The sequence below is a fragment of the Streptomyces sp. NPDC057445 genome (assembly GCF_042802855.1).
Taxonomy (GTDB): domain Bacteria; phylum Actinomycetota; class Actinomycetes; order Streptomycetales; family Streptomycetaceae; genus Streptomyces.
Window position 1 is genome coordinate 230,355 of the sequence record NZ_JBHVDH010000003.1, and the last position, 17,567, is coordinate 247,921.

Genomic DNA, 17,567 nt, shown 5'->3' on the forward strand with positions numbered 1-17,567 from the left:
TTGGTAACTAACTCGTTAGTTCCACTATGAGGCGTGACTTCCCCGGATGTCAATAACTGGATAGTTACTCTGTAGACTGCGGGCATGGCACGGGACTCCAGCGCAACCAAGGCACGCCTGCTCGACGCGGCTTTCACCGAGTTCGCCGAGTACGGCATCGCCGGGGCCCGGGTGGACCGCATCGCCGAGGCGGCGGGGGCGAACAAGCGCCTCATCTACGTCTACTTCGGCAACAAGGAACAGCTCTTCGATCTGGTGATCCAGCAGGCCATGGATCTCGGCGCGGAGTCGGTGCCCTTCGACGTCACGGATCTCCCCGGGTACGCCGGGGTGATCTTCGACCATCTGACGGCGCGGCCCGCGCTGATGCGGCTCGTCGCGTGGAAGCAGCTGGAGCGACCCGGCGCCACGGCCACCACGACCGAGGCGTACCGGCGCAAGATCGACGCGGTTGCCGCCGCACAGCGAGAGGGGCGCATCGCGCCCGGCTTCGACCCCGCCGACATCCTCACGCTCGTACTGGCCCTGGCCCAGGCCTGGTTCGCCGCGCCCGGCGGCCCCGCCACCGACGCGGACGGCTCGGTCTGGCAGGAGGAGCGCAGGAAGCGGCACCGCACTGCTGTCGTGGAGACCGTGGCCCGCATCATCGCGCCGGACAGCACCGGCAGCCCGCTCCCTGACCGCGACCGGGAGTCCGCCCCCTGAGACGCCCCGGCGCCAGGGCCGTCCGAGTGACGGGACGACGGCGACCCGTATCACCCTCCCGAGGGGTGCTGGGCGACTTCGACCACCCCCACGACCTGCGGATCGGCGCCCGGCCCGGGCTCCGACGTGGCACAGAACACGAAGCGCGACTCCCGGTACCCCCGTAAGCTCGCGTCATGCAGGTGATCCAGTCGACCAAGCTCGCCAACGTCTGTTACGAGATCCGGGGTCCGGTGCTCGAGGAGGCGATGCGGCTGGAGGCCGCGGGTCACCGCATCCTCAAGCTCAACACCGGCAATCCCGCCGCCTTCGGCTTCGAGTGCCCTCCGGCGATCCTCGAGGACATACTGCGCAACGTCGGGGACGCGCACGGCTACGGTGACGCGAAGGGCCTACTCAGCGCGCGGCGCGCGATCATGAGCCATTACGAGACCAAGGGCATCCCGCTCTCGGTCGAGGACATCTACCTCGGCAACGGCGTCTCCGAGCTGATCCAGATGTCGATGCAGGCGCTGCTCGACGACGGCGACGAGGTGCTCGTACCCGCGCCCGACTACCCGCTGTGGACCGCCTCCGTCTCCCTCGCGGGCGGTACGGCCGTGCACTACCGGTGCGACGAGCAGGCCGACTGGATGCCGGACCTCGCGGACATCGAGCGGAGGATCACCGATCGCACCAAGGCGATCGTGATCATCAACCCGAACAACCCGACCGGTGCGGTCTACGACGACGAGCTGCTGCGCGGCCTGACGGAGATCGCCCGCCGCCACCAGCTGGTCGTCTGCTCGGACGAGATCTACGACAAGATCCTCTACGACGGGGTCACCCACACCCCGACCGCCGCGATCGCACCCGATCTGATGGTCCTGACCTTCAACGGGATGTCCAAGAACTACCGGGTGGCGGGCTACCGCAGCGGCTGGCTCGCGGTCTGCGGCCCGAAGGCGCACGCGACCTCGTACATCGAGGGCCTGACGATCCTGGCGAACATGCGCCTGTGCGCGAACATGCCGGCACAGCACGCGGTCGCCGCGGCCCTCCAGGGGCGGCAGTCGATCGAGGACCTGGTGCTTCCGGGCGGGCGGCTGCTGGAGCAGCGGGACGTGGCGTACGACCTGCTGACGCAGATCCCGGGCGTGACATGCGTGAAGCCGAAGGGCGCGCTGTATCTGTTCCCGCGGCTGGACCCGGCGGTCTACAAGGTCAAGGACGACCGGCAGATGGTGCTCGACCTGCTGCGCGCCGAGAAGATCATGGTCGTGCACGGCACGGGCTTCAACTGGCACGAGCCGGATCACTTCCGGATCGTCACACTGCCGAACGCGAAGGACCTGGCGGACGCGGTGACGCGCATCGGGACCTTCCTGAACGGCTACAGCCAGCCGTAGCCGGCCGTCGCCGTCTTCGCCGCCTCGCCGTCACGGTCGCCGTCGAGAAGGCGGGCACGACAAGGCGGGCCACGACGGGCGGGCGCAACACGGCACAGGGAACACTTTCCCGATCACCCATAACTTTAGACTGAATCCAAGGTAGGATGGTCTCCTGACAGTGCGAGGGAGGCCATCCGCCATGTACGAACCGATCCGCTCGAAGTCCGCCCATTCGATGGCCGAGGCGTCCGACTTCCCCCACCGCACCCGCGAGGAGGAGCTGGACATCCAGCTCGCCGGTCATCTGGCGGCGCTCCTCGCCGTCACCGACGAGCTCGGGCTCGAGACCGAGGGCAACCGCATAGCCGCCCAGGTCGCCCGGCTCCGCGGCACCGCGCCCACGCGGCACGCCGGGCCGTCCGGCGCCGGCGCCGCCGCTCTGCACGACCGCGCCCTCGCCCTCGCCGGCCGCGCCCTGGTCGTCGCCGCCTCGCGCGCGGACACCGCCGCAGCGATCCTCGCCGCCGAGCGCATGGACGCACACACCGCCGCCCTGCGCGACACGCAGCTGGTCGGCACCCTCTGACGGCCCCGGTCCGCGGGCCGCGAAGGCGCGCGGACCGGGTGCCACCCATGGACTCCTGATCCGGAGAACCGGTTCCGGTTGCATACCGGGATAGGCGCTTCACCTCCCGTACGCAACTCCGCCTGGAATGTGGGATTCCGCGAGCAGTCTGCACCCGTGAGACGCATCGTGGGCATCGTCCTGGCGGTGCTGCTGATCGGCGGAGTGGCAGTCGCCGTCGTAGCAGGCCGAGAAAGCCAGGACAACGGCACGGCAACGAAGACCGTGCGCGGAGTGATCGGGTCGGAGAAGGCGGAGTTCTTCAGCGATCCCGAGGTGGTGAAGGCCCTGGCTGCCAAGGGCTTCACCGTGAAGACGGAAACGTCCGGCTCCTGGGACATGGAGCAACTTCCCCTTACCGGTTACGACTTCGCCTTCCCCGCCGCCAAGGCACCGGCCGACGAGCTGCGGAAGAAGTCGAAGATCCAGGGCGCGCCGCTGCGGCCCTTCTACTCGCCGCTCGTCGTGGTCGCGCACCGCGACGCGGCCGGGATCCTCGCGGCCAACGGGCTGGCCGCACTGGGCGGCAAGGCCACCGGGACCCTGCGCATGGGTCCGTATCTGGCCGCGGCGAAGGCCGACCGGACGTGGCAGCAGCTGAAGGGGTCCGCCGGGCACGCCGAGCTGAGCGGCACTCTCTTCATCACCAGTACCGATCCACTCGCATCGAGCTCCGGCGCCCTGTATCTGGCCGCGGCCTCCTACGTCGCCGACGGCGGCAAGGTCGTCGCGGACGACGCCGCGCTCTCGCGCACCGCGCCGCTGCTGAAGAAGCTGATCTCGGTGCAGGGGGCCCAGCAGACAAGCTCCGACGCGCCGTTCCGGGACTTCATCAGCGGGGTCGGCAATCCGCTGGTGCTCGTGTACGAGTCGCAGGTCGCCTCGCTCCTGCTGCAGAAGCAGGACGTCGGGGACCTGGTGCTGCTGTATCCCGACACCACCGTCTCCAGCGACCACACGCTCGTACCGCTGACGGAGAACGGGAAGGCGCTGGGCGAACTGCTCGGCACGGACAAGCGGTTGCGCGAGCTGGCGGTGCGTCACGGCTTCCGGCCGCAGGGGGCCGCGGCCGAGTTCACCGCCGCCACCGCCGCACACACCGGCTATCTCAACCAGAAGCTGACCGGGGTCCGCCAGGCGCCCGTGCCCACCTCCAAGGTGCTGCACACCATGGCGCAGCGGGCCCGGTCGTAGGGGGGCTCACAGATGAACGACAACAACAGCGACGCCTTGATCCTCACTCCGCCGGAGCCCGTCGCGCCGGTACGCACAGAACAGGCCGCCGGACTGGTACCGCTGGACGAGTCCGTACGGGAAGAGATGACTCTGAAGGCGAGCGAGTTCGTCGGCTCGCTGGCCGTGCTCGACGCCCGATCCCCCGAGTTCGCGAGCCGGATCGGCGAGATCGCGGGTCTCGGTGCCGGCGAGATCCGCAGCGCCGCGCAGCAGTCCAACCGGATGCTCGACCGCACGGTCCGCTCGCTGGCGGGCGGGGGCGAGGACACGCAGTCGCGGGTCGCCTCCTCACTCGTCGAGCTGCGCAGGACCGTGGAGGACCTGGACCCGCGGGAGACCCCGGGCAAGGGAGCGCGGAAGTTCCTGTCCAGGCTGCCGGGCGGGAACAGGTTCCGCGACCACGTCGCCAAGTACGCCTCCTCGCAGGCGACGCTGAACAGGATCGTCGGCGCCCTGCGCGGCGGCCAGGACGAACTGCGCCGCGACAACGCCGCCCTGCACACCGAGCGCACGCGGCTGTGGGAGACCATGGGCAAGCTCCAGGAGTACGCCGTGCTCACGGACGCCCTGGACAACGCCGTCGAACAGCGCATCGCCGCCACACCGGATCCCGCTCAGGCGGACGCCCTCCGCGCCGACGTGCTCTTCCCGGTCCGCCAGAAGCACCAGGACCTGCTGACCCAGCTCGCGGTCTGCGCACAGGGCTATCTGGCGATGGACGTCGTACGACGCAACAACGAGGAACTCGTCAAGGGCGTCGACCGGGCCGCGACCACCACGGTCTCCGCGCTGCGCATCGCGGTCATGCTCTCGTCGGCGCTGGAGAACCAGCGCAAGGTGACCGAGCAGGTCAACACCCTGCGCGCGACGACCGAGGACCTGATCCGGGGCAACGCGGAGATGCTCGCCACCCAGAGCGGCGAGATCCAGCGCATCGCCGCCGACCCCGCCGTGGGGGCCGAGACCCTGCGGACAGCTTTCCAGCAGATCTACCGGACGCTCGACGCGATCGACACCTACAAGGTCCAGGCGACGGAGTCGATGGCGGCGACGGTCGAGTCGCTGACGGCCGAGCTCCAGGCGGCGAGCGCCCACCTGGAGCGCACCCGCCGCACCAACGCGCTGGAGGGCGGACTGACATGACTCCCAGCACCCCCTCGGTCCGCCTGCGCGGCCGTCTCCCCGCCCTGCGCGCGACAGCCGTCGCCGCCATGATGGCGGCGGGGCTGGCCGCCGGATGCACCGCGGAGAACGGCGGGTCCCGGCAGGAGCCCGACACCGAATACCGGCCGGGCACGCTCCGTGTGCTCGCGAGCAGCGAACTCAGCGACATGAAGCCCGTCCTCGACGCCGCCGCCGAGAAGACCGGCGTCACGGTACGGCCCACCTGGGCCGGGACCCTCGACGCCGTGGAGCAGATCGCCTCCGGAAAGGCGGACGGGAAGTACGACGCGGTGTGGCTGTCGTCCAACGACCCTCTGCGGCTGCGGCCGGAAGCCGCGGCGAGGATCGGCAGCGAGACTCCCGTGATGACGTCGCCGGTCGCGATCGGCGTCAAGGCGGACACCGTACGGCGCCTCGGCTGGAAGGGCGACGACGTCACCTGGTCGCAGTTGCACCGTGCCGTCACGGACGGCAGCCTGACCTACGGGATGACGGACCCCGAGCGGTCCAACTCCGGTTTCTCCGCCCTTGTCTCCGTCGCCTCCGGCCTCTCCGGCGCGCAGTCCGCGCTCACCGACGCAGACGTCGAGAAGGCCACCCCCCGGCTCAAGGAGTTCTTCGCCGGGCAGAAGCTGACCTCCGGCTCGTCGGGCTGGCTCGCCTCCGCCTACACCCGGCGCGGCAATGTCGACGCCCTCATCAACTACGAGTCCGTGCTGATGTCGCTGAACCGCGACGGCGCGGCCGGGCTGACCGTCATCCGGCCCAGGGACGGCGTGGTGACGGCCGACTACCCGTTCACGCTGCTGGCCTCGGCGCCCCGGGAAGCCCGCGAGTCGGGCAGGACACTGACCGACCATCTGCGCGGCGCTGAGGCACAGAAGGCCATCACCGAGCGGACGTTCCGGCGCCCGGTCGTCACCTCCGTACCCCCCGCAACCGGGATCGCGACCGACCGGCGGCGTGAACTTCCCTTCCCCGGCAGCCGATCCGTGGCCGACGGGCTCCTGCGCTCGTACGAGAACAAGCTGCGCAGACCCTCCCGCACGGTGTACGTCCTCGACACATCGGGGTCCATGGAGGGTGAAAGGCTCGACGGGCTGAAGGCGGCACTCGTGGAACTGACCGGGGAGTTCCGGGACCGGGAGGAGGTGACGCTGATGCCGTTCGGTTCGCAGGTGAAGCGGCAGCTCACCCACACGATGGACCCGGCCGACCCGGACGCGGGGCGGGAGGCGGTCCGCAAGGACGCGCAGCAGCTCTCGGCCGACGGTGACACAGCGATCTTCAGCAGTCTGCGGGACGCGTACGCCTACCTGGGCCGGAGGTCCTCCGAGGACACGTTCACGTCCGTGGTCCTGATGACGGACGGCGAGAACACGGCCGGCGCGTCGGCCGAGGCCTTCGAGTCGTACTACCGGGCACTGCCGCAAGCGCAGCGCCACACGCCCGTCTTTTCCATCCTCTTCGGCGATTCCGACCGCGCGGAGCTCAACCGGATCGCCGAGCTCACCGGCGGCCGGCTCTTCGACGCGCAGAAGGGCTCGCTGGACGGCGCCTTCGAGGAGATCCGTGGCTACCAGTGACCGGGTGCTCGGCTACCTCGAGTCCAGGAAGAACCTCGCGGGCAGCGCCCTGGGTCTGGCCGGGCTCGGCCTGACCTTCGCCGGCGTCGCGGGCGCGTACTGGCCGGTGGTCGTCGCGGGACTGTACGGGGCGGGCGCCCTGATCGCGCCGCCGGAGCGGCCGCGGGCGCCCGGGTTCCCGGAGCCCGCCGAGCAGCTCGACGAACTGCGCGGCGATCTCGGCAGGCTGCGCGCCTACCTCGCGGAGGTGGACCTGCCGCCGGCCGCGGCCGGCCGGCTCACCGAACTGGACGCACTGCTGGCCGCGTTGCTCGAGCCCGGCTGGGTGGCCGACGCGCTGGCCGCGGACGCGGAGGCGGTGCACGCACTGTCCCGGGCGATCCGGCAGGACCTCCCCGAGTCCGTCGACACCTACACCCGCACACGCTGGTGGACCCGCCTCAACCCGGGCAGCGAACCGCCGGAGCGCCACCTGGAGCGGCAGCTCGGCCTCCTGCACGCGGAGGCCGAGTCCCTCGCCTCCGCCCTGCGTGAGCAGGAGGCACGCCGGCAGCAGACCCATACGCGCTACCTGGAGGACCGGGGCCGCGGCCACTGACCTGGCGGGTCTCCGGCCGCTTCCAGGATGTCTTCCCCGTCTGCGTCTGTTTCTGTTGCGGTGAAGAGGGTGGCCGCAGGTGCTGCATGTGCCGGTCCAGTACCTCACGAGACGCTACGGCCGTGGCCCGCATCGGCCACAATCACCGGCACCTGCGGCAACCAGGTGGCAAGCCGGTCGAGCATGCCCAGGGCCAGACGGGTCTTTGACGCATGCCCGACCTCGTCGGGCACCCCCGGTGGCCGCGTGGACACTGAACGCGACCTGGCAACAGCAAGATGCCCAGCACAAGGCGAGATCATCCGACATAACGAAGCACTACTAGCGCTTGGACTTCGCCTTCGCTTTCGTCTGTTTGCGCCCGGCCGATGCCGTGGACTGCGGACGAAGGACCGAGGAGAGGCGCTGAAGGGCGTGCTCGCGGTTGGCAAGCGTCTGCTTGCGATGGACGTCGGGCAGACCCGGCATCAGAAGAAGCCGCTCACACGCCTGGAGCGAGCCTGCCCAGTCCCCCACCCAGTACGCGGTGATCGAGAACTCGAACAGCAGCCCCCAGTGGTACACCCAGGGGCTGACGAACAGCAGGTCGTCCGGGACGCGCCGGCCGATTCCGGCGCGCGCGAAGGCGTGCGCGGCCTGGTGGCGGCCCATGACGCGCAGCCGCGAGGCCAGCTCGTAGCAGGCTTCGAGGCGGTGCGGCCGCGCCTCCCACGCCTGCACGAGGGCCTCCATGGCACCCGGCCAGTCGCCGGTGTCGGCTTTGAGCACTCCGGCCTGGAGCAGTGAGTAGTACACCTCTTCGGGCCAGCCACCCATCGCCGCGCGGCGCTCGTAGAAAGCGATGGCTTCTGCCTTCCGGTCCATGTCGCGCATGGTCTGGGCCAGGTAGAAGACGGTGCGGGCGTTCTCGGGGTCCCGTTCGAGCTCGGCGCTCAGCAGGCGTGCGTCACGCTCGAACTTGTCGTGACGCGAGCCCCCGTCGGCATGGTCCACGATGACCAGGGCGTCGAGGTTCTCCTGGCTGTCGGGTTCGTCGGTGGTCAGGTACTCGTGGGTTACGCCCTCATAGCGCCAGGCGATGTCGCCCTTGACCAGCCGCTTGATGCGGTACTCCATGTCGCCTTCATGGCGCAGCATGTAGGACGTGGCCGTCAGGGGCGGGAGGGGGCCGTCCTGACGGATCTCCAGGTCGGCGTCGAGCAGGAGCACATAGTCGGCCTTACCGCGAGCATGACTGATGTTCAGGCTCCGGTTGTGGCCGAAGTTCACCCACGGCTCCTCATGAAGCTCGCCGGGGATGTCCTTGAGTGTTCGACGGATCAGGTCCTGGGTGCCGTCCGTCGATCCCGTGTCCGAGATCACCCAGGTGGTGATGAGGTCACGGACCGAGGCGAGGCAGCGCTCGATGACGCCTGACTCGTTCTTCACGATCATGCAAAGGCAAATGGACGGCTTCACGGCATCCCCAATCCCCGCGTGTCTGTGCGCGCGAGGCTAGGCACCGGTTCGTCCGGCTCCGCCGTGGCGCGCCGGTCATTGGTCCCTTCGAGCACTGGCACTCGGCCGTTGTGTTGATCGATGCGCGCGCCTCACCCGCCCATTGCAAAGGCGACCGAATGATTCCGGAGGGAGGCCCACGGGTGATTCGCTCCGGCGCACCGACCTCCGCAACCAGTTCGAACCACCAAGAAAGTAGGACACTTCATGAGTCCTGAGAGCAGGACCGGATCCGGTCTTGGCCCGCGCCCGAAGCGGACCAGGGTGCTCACCGGCGGCGCGGTGGCGTCGCTGGCCCTCGTCATGCTGGGCCTCGCCAACCCCGCTCTGGCGGCCGCCCCCGCCCACGGGACGATCGACGACGTGATCCTGTCAGCGAGTGACAGGTGCTACTACACGTACGACGACCTCGCCAGCCTCGTCGCGAGCGGCGGCGACAGGGACAAGTGCAAGGGCAAGACCGGCGCGACCGGCCCGAGGGGCGCCACCGGAGCCACCGGAGCCACCGGAGCCACGGGAGCCACCGGAGCCACCGGAGCCACGGGTTCGACGGGTGCGACGGGTGCCACCGGCGCGCCCGGCACGGGCGGGTGCGTCGACATCGACTCCTACGCCACCAGCGGCGCAAAGGAGTTCAGCGCCGCGCTCCTGCCCGACGGGACAACCTGGGTCGGCCAGCGGCCCCACGATGGCCTGGTCGACCCGGACGGTGACGGCATCGTCTTCGAGCCGACCGGGGACTACTCGTGGGAGAACCTCAGCGACAACGAGGGCTACGACGCCATCGTGGCCGAGGTCCCTTGTGCCGTGTCCTTCACGGCACAGGGCAACACGGCCTTCGTCAAGGTGCTCACTCTCGCGGGCACCGTTTGGGAAACCGAGGGTCGGGTCAACTCCGGTGCGGGCCTCGCACCCTTCGACTGGGATGATGACTGGGACATCCTTGACGACCAGCCGGGAACGGTCCTGAACTTCCTGTCCGACAAGGCCATCAAGGGCGTTCCGCAGGTCGCCAAGTACGTCAACGACTAAGGACTACTGAGCGGTCGAACCTGCCGACCGATCGGGGCCCTGACGAAACAGCGTGATGCCGTGCCCGGGATGCTCCGGGCACGGCACACGTGCGTCCGCTGGACACGCAAGGCACGCGGGGGAATCGCCGGGGCCGCACGTACGCCGTTGTACGGAGCCGGGGCCTGGGCCGGATGCCGAGGGCGTGTGTCAGCCCGTGCGATCCGCTTGTGGTTGATGAGCGCGCCAGCGTCGCGGAGTTCGGCAGTGAGCTTTTCAGCGGTGGCACGCCGGGGTGAGGACTGTCTTGGCGGCTGACGTGAGCCACGTGGGGCTGCAGCGGGCATGCCGGAAGATCCGCCAGGTCTTCAACGAGCCACGCCACGCTCGACGGGACCGCGGGGCCGCGGCATGCGTCTTGTTCGACGACAATCGCTCAGCCACAGTGCGTCCTTCGCATCCGCTACGCGATGCGTGCCGACCTGCCGTCAGGATCCCGTCCAAGTCGCATCCGGCGTCCTTGCCGACGTGCTGCATCCATCCGGGCAGGTCCATTTGGACGCTTATCACTCGGCCGTTGTGTTGAGCAATGCGCGCGCCTTACCTACTCACTGCAAAAGCGACCGAATGATTCCGGAGGGAGGCCCACGGGTGATTCGCTCCGGCGCACCGACCTCCGCAACCAGTTCGAACCACCAAGAAAGTAGGACACTTCATGAGTCCTGAGAGCAGGACCGGATCCGGTCTTGGCCCGCGCCCGAAGCGGTCAAGGGTGCTCAGCAGCGGCGTGACGGCGTCGCTTGCCCTCGTGATGCTGGGCCTCGCCAACCCCGCTCTGGCGGCCGCCCCCAGCCACCAGTCGGTGGACGACGTGTTCCTGTCGGCGAGCGACAGGTGCTACTACGACTACGCCGATCTCGCCTCCTACGACGACCTCGCCGGGTTCTTCGCGAGCGGCGGGGACAGGGACAAGTGCAAGGGCAAGACCGGCGCGACCGGTCCGAGGGGCGCCACCGGCGCCACCGGCGCCACGGGTGCGACCGGCGCCACCGGAGCCACGGGTGCGACCGGCGCCACCGGCGCCACCGGCGCCACCGGAGCCACCGGAGCCACGGGGGCCACCGGAGCCACGGGTTCCACCGGAGCCACGGGTTCCACCGGCGCCACGGGTCCGTGCATCGAGTGGGACGCTGTCACCCACCGCGGCTTGACCGCGCCGCTCGACGGGGACATCGCGGGGATCTTCGTCAACAACCAGTATGAAGCCCTTCTCTACAACGGGACGGTGTACGCCAAGCAGTCGACGCCGGGCGACCCCGACATCGGCGAAGCCACCCCGATCGCGAATGCACCGGCGAACACCTGCACCCTCGCCATCGCCTATGAGGAGCGACGCCTGCTCGGCGTGGACCTCGAACCCCTCCCCAACGTCTTCCCGAACGACCGCGTCTGGGTCAAGGCGCTGACCACGACGGGTCAGGGCTTCGTCGCAGAGTGCACCCCGGCGATCGATCCGGACGACTTCGCCTGCGATCCCTTCGTGGCCGACGGGTTCTTCCCGCCCGCCCCCTAGCCGCACCTGAGGACGGGGCAGGGTTTCCGCAGGGGTTGACCCGGTCGGAAGCCTTGACGACCTGATGTGTGCCGTGCCCGGATCCGTCCGGGCACGGCACACGTGCGTCTGCCGGCTGCCGCCCGGAGCCGGGCAGCGAAAAGGCCGGGGCCCGCTCGGTACGCCGTTGTACGGAGCGGGCCCCGGCCGGATGCCGAGCGTGGGTGTCAGCCCAGGCGGGCGACCAGCGAGCGGTACTCGTCCCACAGTTCCTTCGGGGTGTGGTCACCGAAGGTGTTGAGGTGCTCGGGGACCAGGGCGGCCTCCTCGCGCCAGACGTCGGCGTCGACCTTGAGCAGGAAGTCCAGGTCGTCCTCTGCCAGCTCCAGGCCGTCGGTGTCCAGGGACTCCTTCGTCGGCAGGATGCCGATCGGGGTCTCGACGCCCTCGGCCTTGCCCTCCAGGCGCTCCACGATCCACTTCAGCACGCGGCTGTTCTCGCCGAAGCCCGGCCAGACGAACTTGCCCGCGTCGTTCTTGCGGAACCAGTTGACGTAGTAGATCTTCGGCAGCTTGGACTGGTCCCCCCTTGCCGAGGCGGCCTGCCCGACCTTGATCCAGTGGGCCATGTAGTCGCCCATGTTGTAGCCGCAGAACGGCAGCATCGCGAACGGGTCGCGGCGCAGCTCGCCGACCTTGCCCTCGGCGGCGGCCGTCTTCTCGCTCGCCACGTTCGCACCGAGGAACACACCGTGCTGCCAGTCGAAGGACTCGGTCACCAGCGGCACGGCCGAGGCGCGGCGGCCACCGAAGAGGATCGCCGAGATCGGCACGCCCTTCGGGTCCTCCCACTCCGGCGCGGCGATCGGGCACTGCGCGGCCGGGACGGTGAAGCGGGCGTTCGGGTGGGCGGCCGGGGTGCCGGACTCGGGGGTCCAGTCGTTGCCCTTCCAGTCGGTGAGGTGGGCCGGGGTCTCCTCCGTCATGCCCTCCCACCAGATGTCGTTGTCGTCGGTGAGCGCGACGTTCGTGAAGACGGCGTTGCCCCACAGCGTCTTCATGGCGTTGGCGTTGGTGTGCTCACCGGTGCCGGGAGCGACGCCGAAGAAGCCCGCCTCCGGGTTGATCGCGTAGAGCCGGCCGTCCTCGCCGAACCGCATCCAGGCGATGTCGTCGCCGATGGTCTCCACGGTCCAGCCGGAGATGGTGGGTTCCAGCATGGCGAGGTTGGTCTTGCCGCAGGCGGACGGGAAGGCGGCTGCGACGTACTTCGACTCGCCCTGCGGCGGGGTCAGCTTGAGGATGAGCATGTGCTCGGCGAGCCAGCCCTCGTCGCGGGCCATGACGGAGGCGATACGCAGGGCGTAGCACTTCTTGCCGAGCAGCGCATTTCCGCCGTAGCCGGAGCCGTACGACCAGATCTCGCGGGTCTCCGGGAAGTGCGAGATGTACTTGGTCGAGTTGCAGGGCCACGGGACGTCGGCCTCGCCCTCGGCGAGGGGGGCGCCCAGCGTGTGGACGGCCTTCACGAAGAAGCCGTCCTCGCCGAGCTCGTCGAGAACGGCCTGGCCCATGCGGGTCATGGTGCGCATGGAGACGGCGACGTACGCGGAGTCGGTGATCTCGACGCCGAGTGCGGAGAGCGGCGAGCCGAGCGGGCCCATGCAGAAGGGCACGACGTACATCGTGCGGCCCTTCATCGAGCCGCGGAAGATCCCCTGCTCACCGGCGGAACCGTTCTCCCCTCCGGTAAAGATGGCCTTCATCTCCGCGGGGGCCTTCCAGTGGTTGGTCGGGCCCGCGTCCTCCTCCTTCTCGGAGCAGATGAAGGTGCGGTCCTCGACACGCGCCACGTCGGACGGGTCGGACGCGGCGTAGTAGGAGTTCGGGCGCTTGATCGGGTCCAGCTTCTTGAACGTGCCCCTGGCGACGAGCTCCTCGGACAGGCGGTCGTACTCGGCCTCGGAGCCGTCGCACCACACCACCCTGTCCGGCTGCGTGAGGGCCGCGATCTCGTCGACCCAGGCGATCAGTTCCTGGTGTTGGGTGGGGACGCTGCTGGGAGCCGCGATGTCGCGCGCCACGATCGCTCCTAAGTGAGGGGTCTGAAGGTTGTTGCCCCGTGGGGGCTGCGACCCGGATGCTTCACTGCATCGAACTCTTTGGCGCTCATCCGGTGCCGACCGCACTCATCTGATCATCCGTGTCGTCCGCCCATATGTCCAGAGGACTTCTCACGTGAGCATTGCCACTCGGCTCCGCAACCTACGGACGCGTAGATAGCATGCGGCCATGACTGCAGCAGGGCCCGAAGTGACCGAGATTGATCCACCACCGGTGAAGCCACGGCTGCGAGGGTGGCTGCACGCCGGGATGTTTCCCGCCGTACTCATCATGGGAATCGTGCTGACGGCACTCGCGGATTCGACGCGTGGCCGGATCGCGTGCGGCATCTACGTACTCACCGCCTGCCTGCTCTTCGGTGTGAGCGCCCTGTACCACCGGGGCGATTGGGGTCCGCGCGCCACGGCCGTGCTGCGCCGGCTCGACCACGCGAACATTTTTCTCATAATCGCCGGTACCTATACCCCGCTGACGCTGCTCCTCCTCCCCGACTCCACCGGGCGGGTACTGCTGTGGGCGGTCTGGGCGGCTGCGGTGGCGGGAATCGCGTTCCGGGTGTTCTGGGTCGGCGCGCCCCGGTGGCTCTACACCCCGTGCTACATAGCGATGGGCTGGGCGGCGGTCTTCTTCCTGCCCGACTTCATGCGCACGGGCGGCATCGCGGTGCTCGTGCTCGTCATCGTCGGCGGGCTGCTCTACAGCGCGGGCGGTGTGATCTACGGGCTGAAGCGGCCGAACCCGTCCCCCCGCTGGTTCGGATTCCACGAGGTCTTCCACTCGCTCACGCTGGCGGCCTTCGTCGTCCACTACGTGGGGATCTCACTCGTCGCCTATCGGCACGCCTGAGCTCACGCGCGGGACGGACGTCCGCGCACCGAGCTCCTTCGCGGAACGGCCTGTGGCAGCAGCCACGGGCCGTTCCGCGTTCACGCCCGCCTGGCGACGGAGCATATGCATGGACACTCCCCACCTTTTGAGAGTAACTGCCATTTCACGGTCAACTTCAAAATTTGAGGCGGCGTGAACCGTCGCTGGTGGGCGCCCGGCCAGGGCGGCCGGGGGCCAGGACATGGTGGAGGCACCGGCCGATACCCGACAATGACGACCATGGCCGCCACCGCAGGTACACCGCTCGAAGAACACCGGCCCCCGATGGGACTGCGCGAGCGCAAGAAGCTCAGGACCCGTATCGCGATCCGGCGCGCCACGTACCGGCTGATCGCCGAGCAGGGGTACGAGGCGACGACCGTCGAGCAGATCGCGGCGGCGGCCGAGGTCTCCCCCTCCACCGTCTTCCGCTACTTCCCCACCAAGGAAGACATCGTCCTCACCGACGAGTACGACCCGATCATGGAGTCGGTGCTGCGGGGCCGCCCCGCCGACGAGCCGCCGCTGGAGTCACTTCGGTTCGTCATCACCCACTCCGTCAGGGCCGTCCTGGAGAACGACCCGGAGGAGATGTACCAGCGGACCAGACTGCTGGTGGAGGTCCCGGCCGTGCGGGCCCGGATGACCGAGACCATGGCCGAGACCTCCCTCCTGCTCTCCCGGGTCCTGGCCGAGCGCACCGGCCGGGAGCCGGACGACCTGGAGGTGCGGGTCTTCACCGCCGCCGTGACGGGCGCCCTGCGCGAGGTGACGATCTACTGGGCGGAGCACGACCAGCGTGACGATCTGGTCGTGCTCCTGGACCGCGCCCTCGACACCCTCAGGGACGGACTGACCCTCTGAACACCTCTTCAGATCCCCCTTCCCGCAGATACGGCCGTCCCGGTCCGGATCTTCTGTGACGGCGGTGTGGTCGTTTCGATGAATACGGTGTCGTCTGGGTCAGGTCACCGGATTCCCTCGCAACCACTTACTCAACAGGCGTCAACTCCCGCCTCAGAGCTTCCACTTCGGTGACGGGTGCGGCGCACACGAAGTGCCGGCACACGTAAGCCGCCGGCCGCCCGTCCACCAGAGGCCGGTCCGCGAGCAACGGGAACTCCGCGCTGTCCGGCTCACCGGCGGCGACGACCGAACCGGGGGCGGTGCCGAGGAGCGCCGCGCGGTGCAGCTCGCGTGTGCCGGGATCGCCCTGCGGCCCGACGACGGCGATCTCGCGCGGCCCGTCGAGCAGTGCCTCCGCGACGGCGAGCCCCCACCCGATGAACCGGGGCGCACGCGGCCCCAGTGCCTTGACCACGCCCAACGCCTGCTCGGCGGCGGTGCGATGGGCCTCGGAGCCGGTGTGGGCGGCGTACGAGAGCAGGGCTCCCGCAGCGGCCGTCCAGCCGGACGGAGCAGCGTTGTCGGTGGGGTCCTGGGGACGCCGGATCAGCTGCTCGGCGTCATGGGCGGTGTCGTACAACTGCCCCTCGGGGCCGGTGAACCGGTCCAGCACGATGTCCAGGAGGAAGCCGGCGAATTCCAGCCAGGCGCCCTCACCCGTGACGGCCGCGAGCGCCAGGAAGCCCTCTGCTACGTCGGCGTAGTCCTCCAGCACCCCCGCGTTGGCGCCGGTGCGGCCGTCCTTGGAGGTGCGGGCCAGCCGGGCGTCCGTGCCCATGTGCAGCCGGACGAGCAGATCGGCGGCCTCCGTCGCCCGCTCGACCAGATCGGGCCGGTCGAAGTATCCGCCCACCTCCGCGAGCGCGGCGATCGCCAGCCCGTTCCACGCGGCGACGATCTTGTCGTCCCGTCCCGGCCTCGGCCGCTCGTCGCGGGCGGCGAGCAGCCGCGCCCTGACGCTCTCCAGCCGCGCGGCGTCCTCCGGGCCCGCCGCCCCCTCGGGACGTTGAAGCACCGAAGCGCCTTCCTCGAAGGTCCCTTCCTCCGTCACGCCGAAGCAGCGGGCGGCAAACCCTGCGTCGTCCTCGCCCAGGACCTCGGTCAGCTGCGTGGGCGTCCAGACGTAGTACGCCCCCTCGACGTGCCTGCCGCTGCTGTCCTCGCTGTCGGCGTCGAGCGCGGAGGCGAACCCGCCCTCCGGGGTCCGCAGCTCCCGCACCATGAAGTCCGCCGTCTCCAGCGCGACCCTGCGGGCCAGATCGCTGCCGGTGATGCGCCACAGGTGCGCGTACACCCGGCACAGCAGCGCGTTGTCGTAGAGCATCTTCTCGAAGTGCGGCACCACCCACCGGCGGTCCACCGAGTACCGCGCGAACCCTCCCCCGAGCTGGTCGTAGATCCCGCCCCTGGCCATCGCCTCGCACGTGTCCGCGGCCATCTGCAGCGCGCCTTCTGCGCCGGTGCGCGCAGAGTGCCGCAGCAGGAACTCGAGGGCCATCGACGGCGGAAACTTCGGCGCTCCGCCGAACCCGCCGTGCACCGGGTCGTACTCCCTGGTCAGCCCCAGCAGCGCCTGCGCGAGCTCGTCCTCGCCCGGCCGGCCCTGCCCCCCGTACGCGAGAGACCGCTCCGCCAGATCCCTGACGATCTTCCCGGCAACCTCCGCGACCTCTTCGCGCCGCCCGCTCCAGGCCGACGAGATTCCCTCCAGCACCTGCCGGAAGGACGGCATGCCGGGCCGGGCGGCCGGCGGGAAGTACGTACCGAAGTAGAAGGGCGCGGCGTCCTCGGTCAGGAACACGGTCATGGGCCAGCCGCCCTGCCCGGTGGCGGCCTGGACCGCCTCCATGTAGACGGCGTCCACGTCGGGGCGCTCTTCGCGGTCGACCTTCACGGACACGAAGTGCTCGTTCAGATACGCGGCGGTGTCGTCGTCCTCGAACGACTCGTGCGCCATCACATGGCACCAGTGGCAGCTCGAATAGCCGACGCTGAGCAGTACCGGCACCCCCCGCCTGCGCGCCTCCTCGAACGCCTCGGCGGACCACGGCCACCAGTCGACCGGGTTGTCGGCGTGCTGGAGCAGATACGGGGACGTCTCATGGGCCAGGCGGTTCGGCATGTGTCCATCCTGCCTCAGGAGTCCCATCGGCTCGATGACCCGGCCGTCGGAGCCACATGCTCCCCACGCGCCACCGTGCGCGCGTAAGGGCTCTCTGGCGCACGCGGGGCGCACAATACGAGCCGTCTGCGCTCCCTTGCCTCCGCATGACCGAGTACTTGCGTCGCAAGCGGGCACCGGCTGTGAGGAGTTGACGGAATGTGT

Annotated in this window: 15 protein-coding genes and 1 pseudogene; 11 read left to right on the forward strand and 5 right to left on the reverse strand. The window is 69.5% G+C overall.

Translation table 11 applies throughout. The features are described 5' to 3' along the window. Positions 1–84 precede the first annotated feature (84 nt). From ACFU5O_RS08970 to ACFU5O_RS09000, 7 genes are all read left to right on the forward strand, one after another. The gene (locus tag ACFU5O_RS08970) at positions 85–705 is read left to right on the forward strand and encodes a TetR family transcriptional regulator (protein WP_384238207.1); all 621 of its coding nucleotides are present in this window, start codon (positions 85–87) and stop codon (positions 703–705) included. 176 nt (positions 706–881) lie between these two features. After that, complete coding sequence (locus ACFU5O_RS08975) at positions 882–2,093, forward strand: pyridoxal phosphate-dependent aminotransferase (protein ID WP_384238209.1); 1,212 nt, start codon at positions 882–884, stop codon at positions 2,091–2,093. A gap of 181 nt (positions 2,094–2,274) precedes the next feature. Next, entirely contained in the window at positions 2,275–2,661 is a 387-nt protein-coding gene (locus ACFU5O_RS08980; RefSeq protein WP_384238211.1) for a hypothetical protein, read from the forward strand. A gap of 129 nt (positions 2,662–2,790) precedes the next feature. Further along, on the forward strand, positions 2,791–3,894 hold the full coding sequence (locus tag ACFU5O_RS08985; RefSeq protein WP_384238212.1) for a hypothetical protein: 1,104 nt from the start codon (positions 2,791–2,793) through the stop codon (positions 3,892–3,894). Between the two features lie 12 nt (positions 3,895–3,906). Continuing rightward, positions 3,907–5,079: a toxic anion resistance protein gene (locus ACFU5O_RS08990; protein WP_384238214.1), complete on the forward strand. Its 1,173-nt coding sequence runs from the start codon at positions 3,907–3,909 to the stop codon at positions 5,077–5,079. Further along, positions 5,076–6,686, forward strand: a complete 1,611-nt coding sequence (locus ACFU5O_RS08995; RefSeq protein WP_384238216.1) for a substrate-binding domain-containing protein — start codon at positions 5,076–5,078, stop codon at positions 6,684–6,686. The genes ACFU5O_RS08990 and ACFU5O_RS08995 overlap by 4 nt, the downstream gene beginning before the upstream one ends. After that, positions 6,673–7,284: a hypothetical protein gene (locus ACFU5O_RS09000; RefSeq protein WP_384238218.1), complete on the forward strand. Its 612-nt coding sequence runs from the start codon at positions 6,673–6,675 to the stop codon at positions 7,282–7,284. Before ACFU5O_RS08995 ends, ACFU5O_RS09000 begins: the two co-directional genes overlap by 14 nt. 104 nt (positions 7,285–7,388) lie before the next feature. On the opposite strand, the gene ACFU5O_RS09005 is transcribed toward ACFU5O_RS09000, so the two are convergent. Both ACFU5O_RS09005 and ACFU5O_RS09010 read right to left on the reverse strand, forming a co-directional pair. Then, positions 7,389–7,586: a transposase gene (locus ACFU5O_RS09005; protein ID WP_384238220.1), complete on the reverse strand. Its 198-nt coding sequence runs from the start codon at positions 7,584–7,586 to the stop codon at positions 7,389–7,391. Positions 7,587–7,605: 19 nt separating this feature from the next. Continuing rightward, positions 7,606–8,718: a glycosyltransferase gene (locus ACFU5O_RS09010; protein WP_384238221.1), complete on the reverse strand. Its 1,113-nt coding sequence runs from the start codon at positions 8,716–8,718 to the stop codon at positions 7,606–7,608. Between the two features lie 270 nt (positions 8,719–8,988). Here ACFU5O_RS09010 and ACFU5O_RS09015 point away from each other — a divergent pair, with 270 nt between their 5' ends. Further along, a complete protein-coding gene (locus tag ACFU5O_RS09015) occupies positions 8,989–9,813 on the forward strand; it encodes a hypothetical protein (RefSeq protein ID WP_384238223.1) in 825 nt (274 codons plus the stop codon). A gap of 255 nt (positions 9,814–10,068) precedes the next feature. Here the strand turns inward: ACFU5O_RS09015 and ACFU5O_RS09020 are convergent. Then, positions 10,069–10,193 (reverse strand): annotated as a pseudogene (locus tag ACFU5O_RS09020) (IS5/IS1182 family transposase); the annotation flags it as partial. Between the two features lie 386 nt (positions 10,194–10,579). On the opposite strand from ACFU5O_RS09020, the gene ACFU5O_RS09025 reads away from it, so the two are divergent. Next, positions 10,580–11,365, forward strand: a complete 786-nt coding sequence (locus ACFU5O_RS09025) for a hypothetical protein (RefSeq protein ID WP_384238225.1) — start codon at positions 10,580–10,582, stop codon at positions 11,363–11,365. Between the two features lie 206 nt (positions 11,366–11,571). On the opposite strand, the gene ACFU5O_RS09030 is transcribed toward ACFU5O_RS09025, so the two are convergent. Then, positions 11,572–13,428, reverse strand: coding sequence for a phosphoenolpyruvate carboxykinase (GTP) (locus ACFU5O_RS09030; RefSeq protein ID WP_384238226.1), 1,857 nt, complete (start codon positions 13,426–13,428; stop codon positions 11,572–11,574). A 208-nt stretch (positions 13,429–13,636) separates the two neighbouring features. Between ACFU5O_RS09030 and ACFU5O_RS09035 the strand changes: the two genes are divergently transcribed. Continuing rightward, positions 13,637–14,314: a hemolysin III family protein gene (locus ACFU5O_RS09035; RefSeq protein WP_384238228.1), complete on the forward strand. Its 678-nt coding sequence runs from the start codon at positions 13,637–13,639 to the stop codon at positions 14,312–14,314. Positions 14,315–14,575: 261 nt separating this feature from the next. After that, on the forward strand, positions 14,576–15,199 hold the full coding sequence (locus tag ACFU5O_RS09040) for a TetR/AcrR family transcriptional regulator (RefSeq protein WP_384238230.1): 624 nt from the start codon (positions 14,576–14,578) through the stop codon (positions 15,197–15,199). A gap of 127 nt (positions 15,200–15,326) precedes the next feature. On the opposite strand, the gene ACFU5O_RS09045 is transcribed toward ACFU5O_RS09040, so the two are convergent. Beyond that, positions 15,327–17,363: a thioredoxin domain-containing protein gene (locus tag ACFU5O_RS09045; protein WP_384238231.1), complete on the reverse strand. Its 2,037-nt coding sequence runs from the start codon at positions 17,361–17,363 to the stop codon at positions 15,327–15,329. Between the last annotated feature and the right edge of the window lie 204 nt (positions 17,364–17,567).

Bases quoted from the DNA above. Each gene is read 5' to 3' on its own strand.
- ACFU5O_RS08990 (WP_384238214.1), top strand. From the start codon at position 3,907: ATGAACGACAACAACAGCGACGCCTTGATCCTCACTCCGCCGGAGCCC.
- ACFU5O_RS08970 (WP_384238207.1), top strand. From the start codon at position 85: ATGGCACGGGACTCCAGCGCAACCAAGGCACGCCTGCTCGACGCGGCT.
- ACFU5O_RS09035 (WP_384238228.1), top strand. From the start codon at position 13,637: ATGACTGCAGCAGGGCCCGAAGTGACCGAGATTGATCCACCACCGGTG.
- ACFU5O_RS09005 (WP_384238220.1), bottom strand. From the start codon at position 7,586: ATGATCTCGCCTTGTGCTGGGCATCTTGCTGTTGCCAGGTCGCGTTCA.
- ACFU5O_RS08980 (WP_384238211.1), top strand. From the start codon at position 2,275: ATGTACGAACCGATCCGCTCGAAGTCCGCCCATTCGATGGCCGAGGCG.
- ACFU5O_RS09040 (WP_384238230.1), top strand. From the start codon at position 14,576: ATGGCCGCCACCGCAGGTACACCGCTCGAAGAACACCGGCCCCCGATG.
- ACFU5O_RS08975 (WP_384238209.1), top strand. From the start codon at position 882: ATGCAGGTGATCCAGTCGACCAAGCTCGCCAACGTCTGTTACGAGATC.
- ACFU5O_RS09045 (WP_384238231.1), bottom strand. From the start codon at position 17,363: ATGCCGAACCGCCTGGCCCATGAGACGTCCCCGTATCTGCTCCAGCAC.
- ACFU5O_RS09010 (WP_384238221.1), bottom strand. From the start codon at position 8,718: ATGATCGTGAAGAACGAGTCAGGCGTCATCGAGCGCTGCCTCGCCTCG.
- ACFU5O_RS08995 (WP_384238216.1), top strand. From the start codon at position 5,076: ATGACTCCCAGCACCCCCTCGGTCCGCCTGCGCGGCCGTCTCCCCGCC.
- ACFU5O_RS09015 (WP_384238223.1), top strand. From the start codon at position 8,989: ATGAGTCCTGAGAGCAGGACCGGATCCGGTCTTGGCCCGCGCCCGAAG.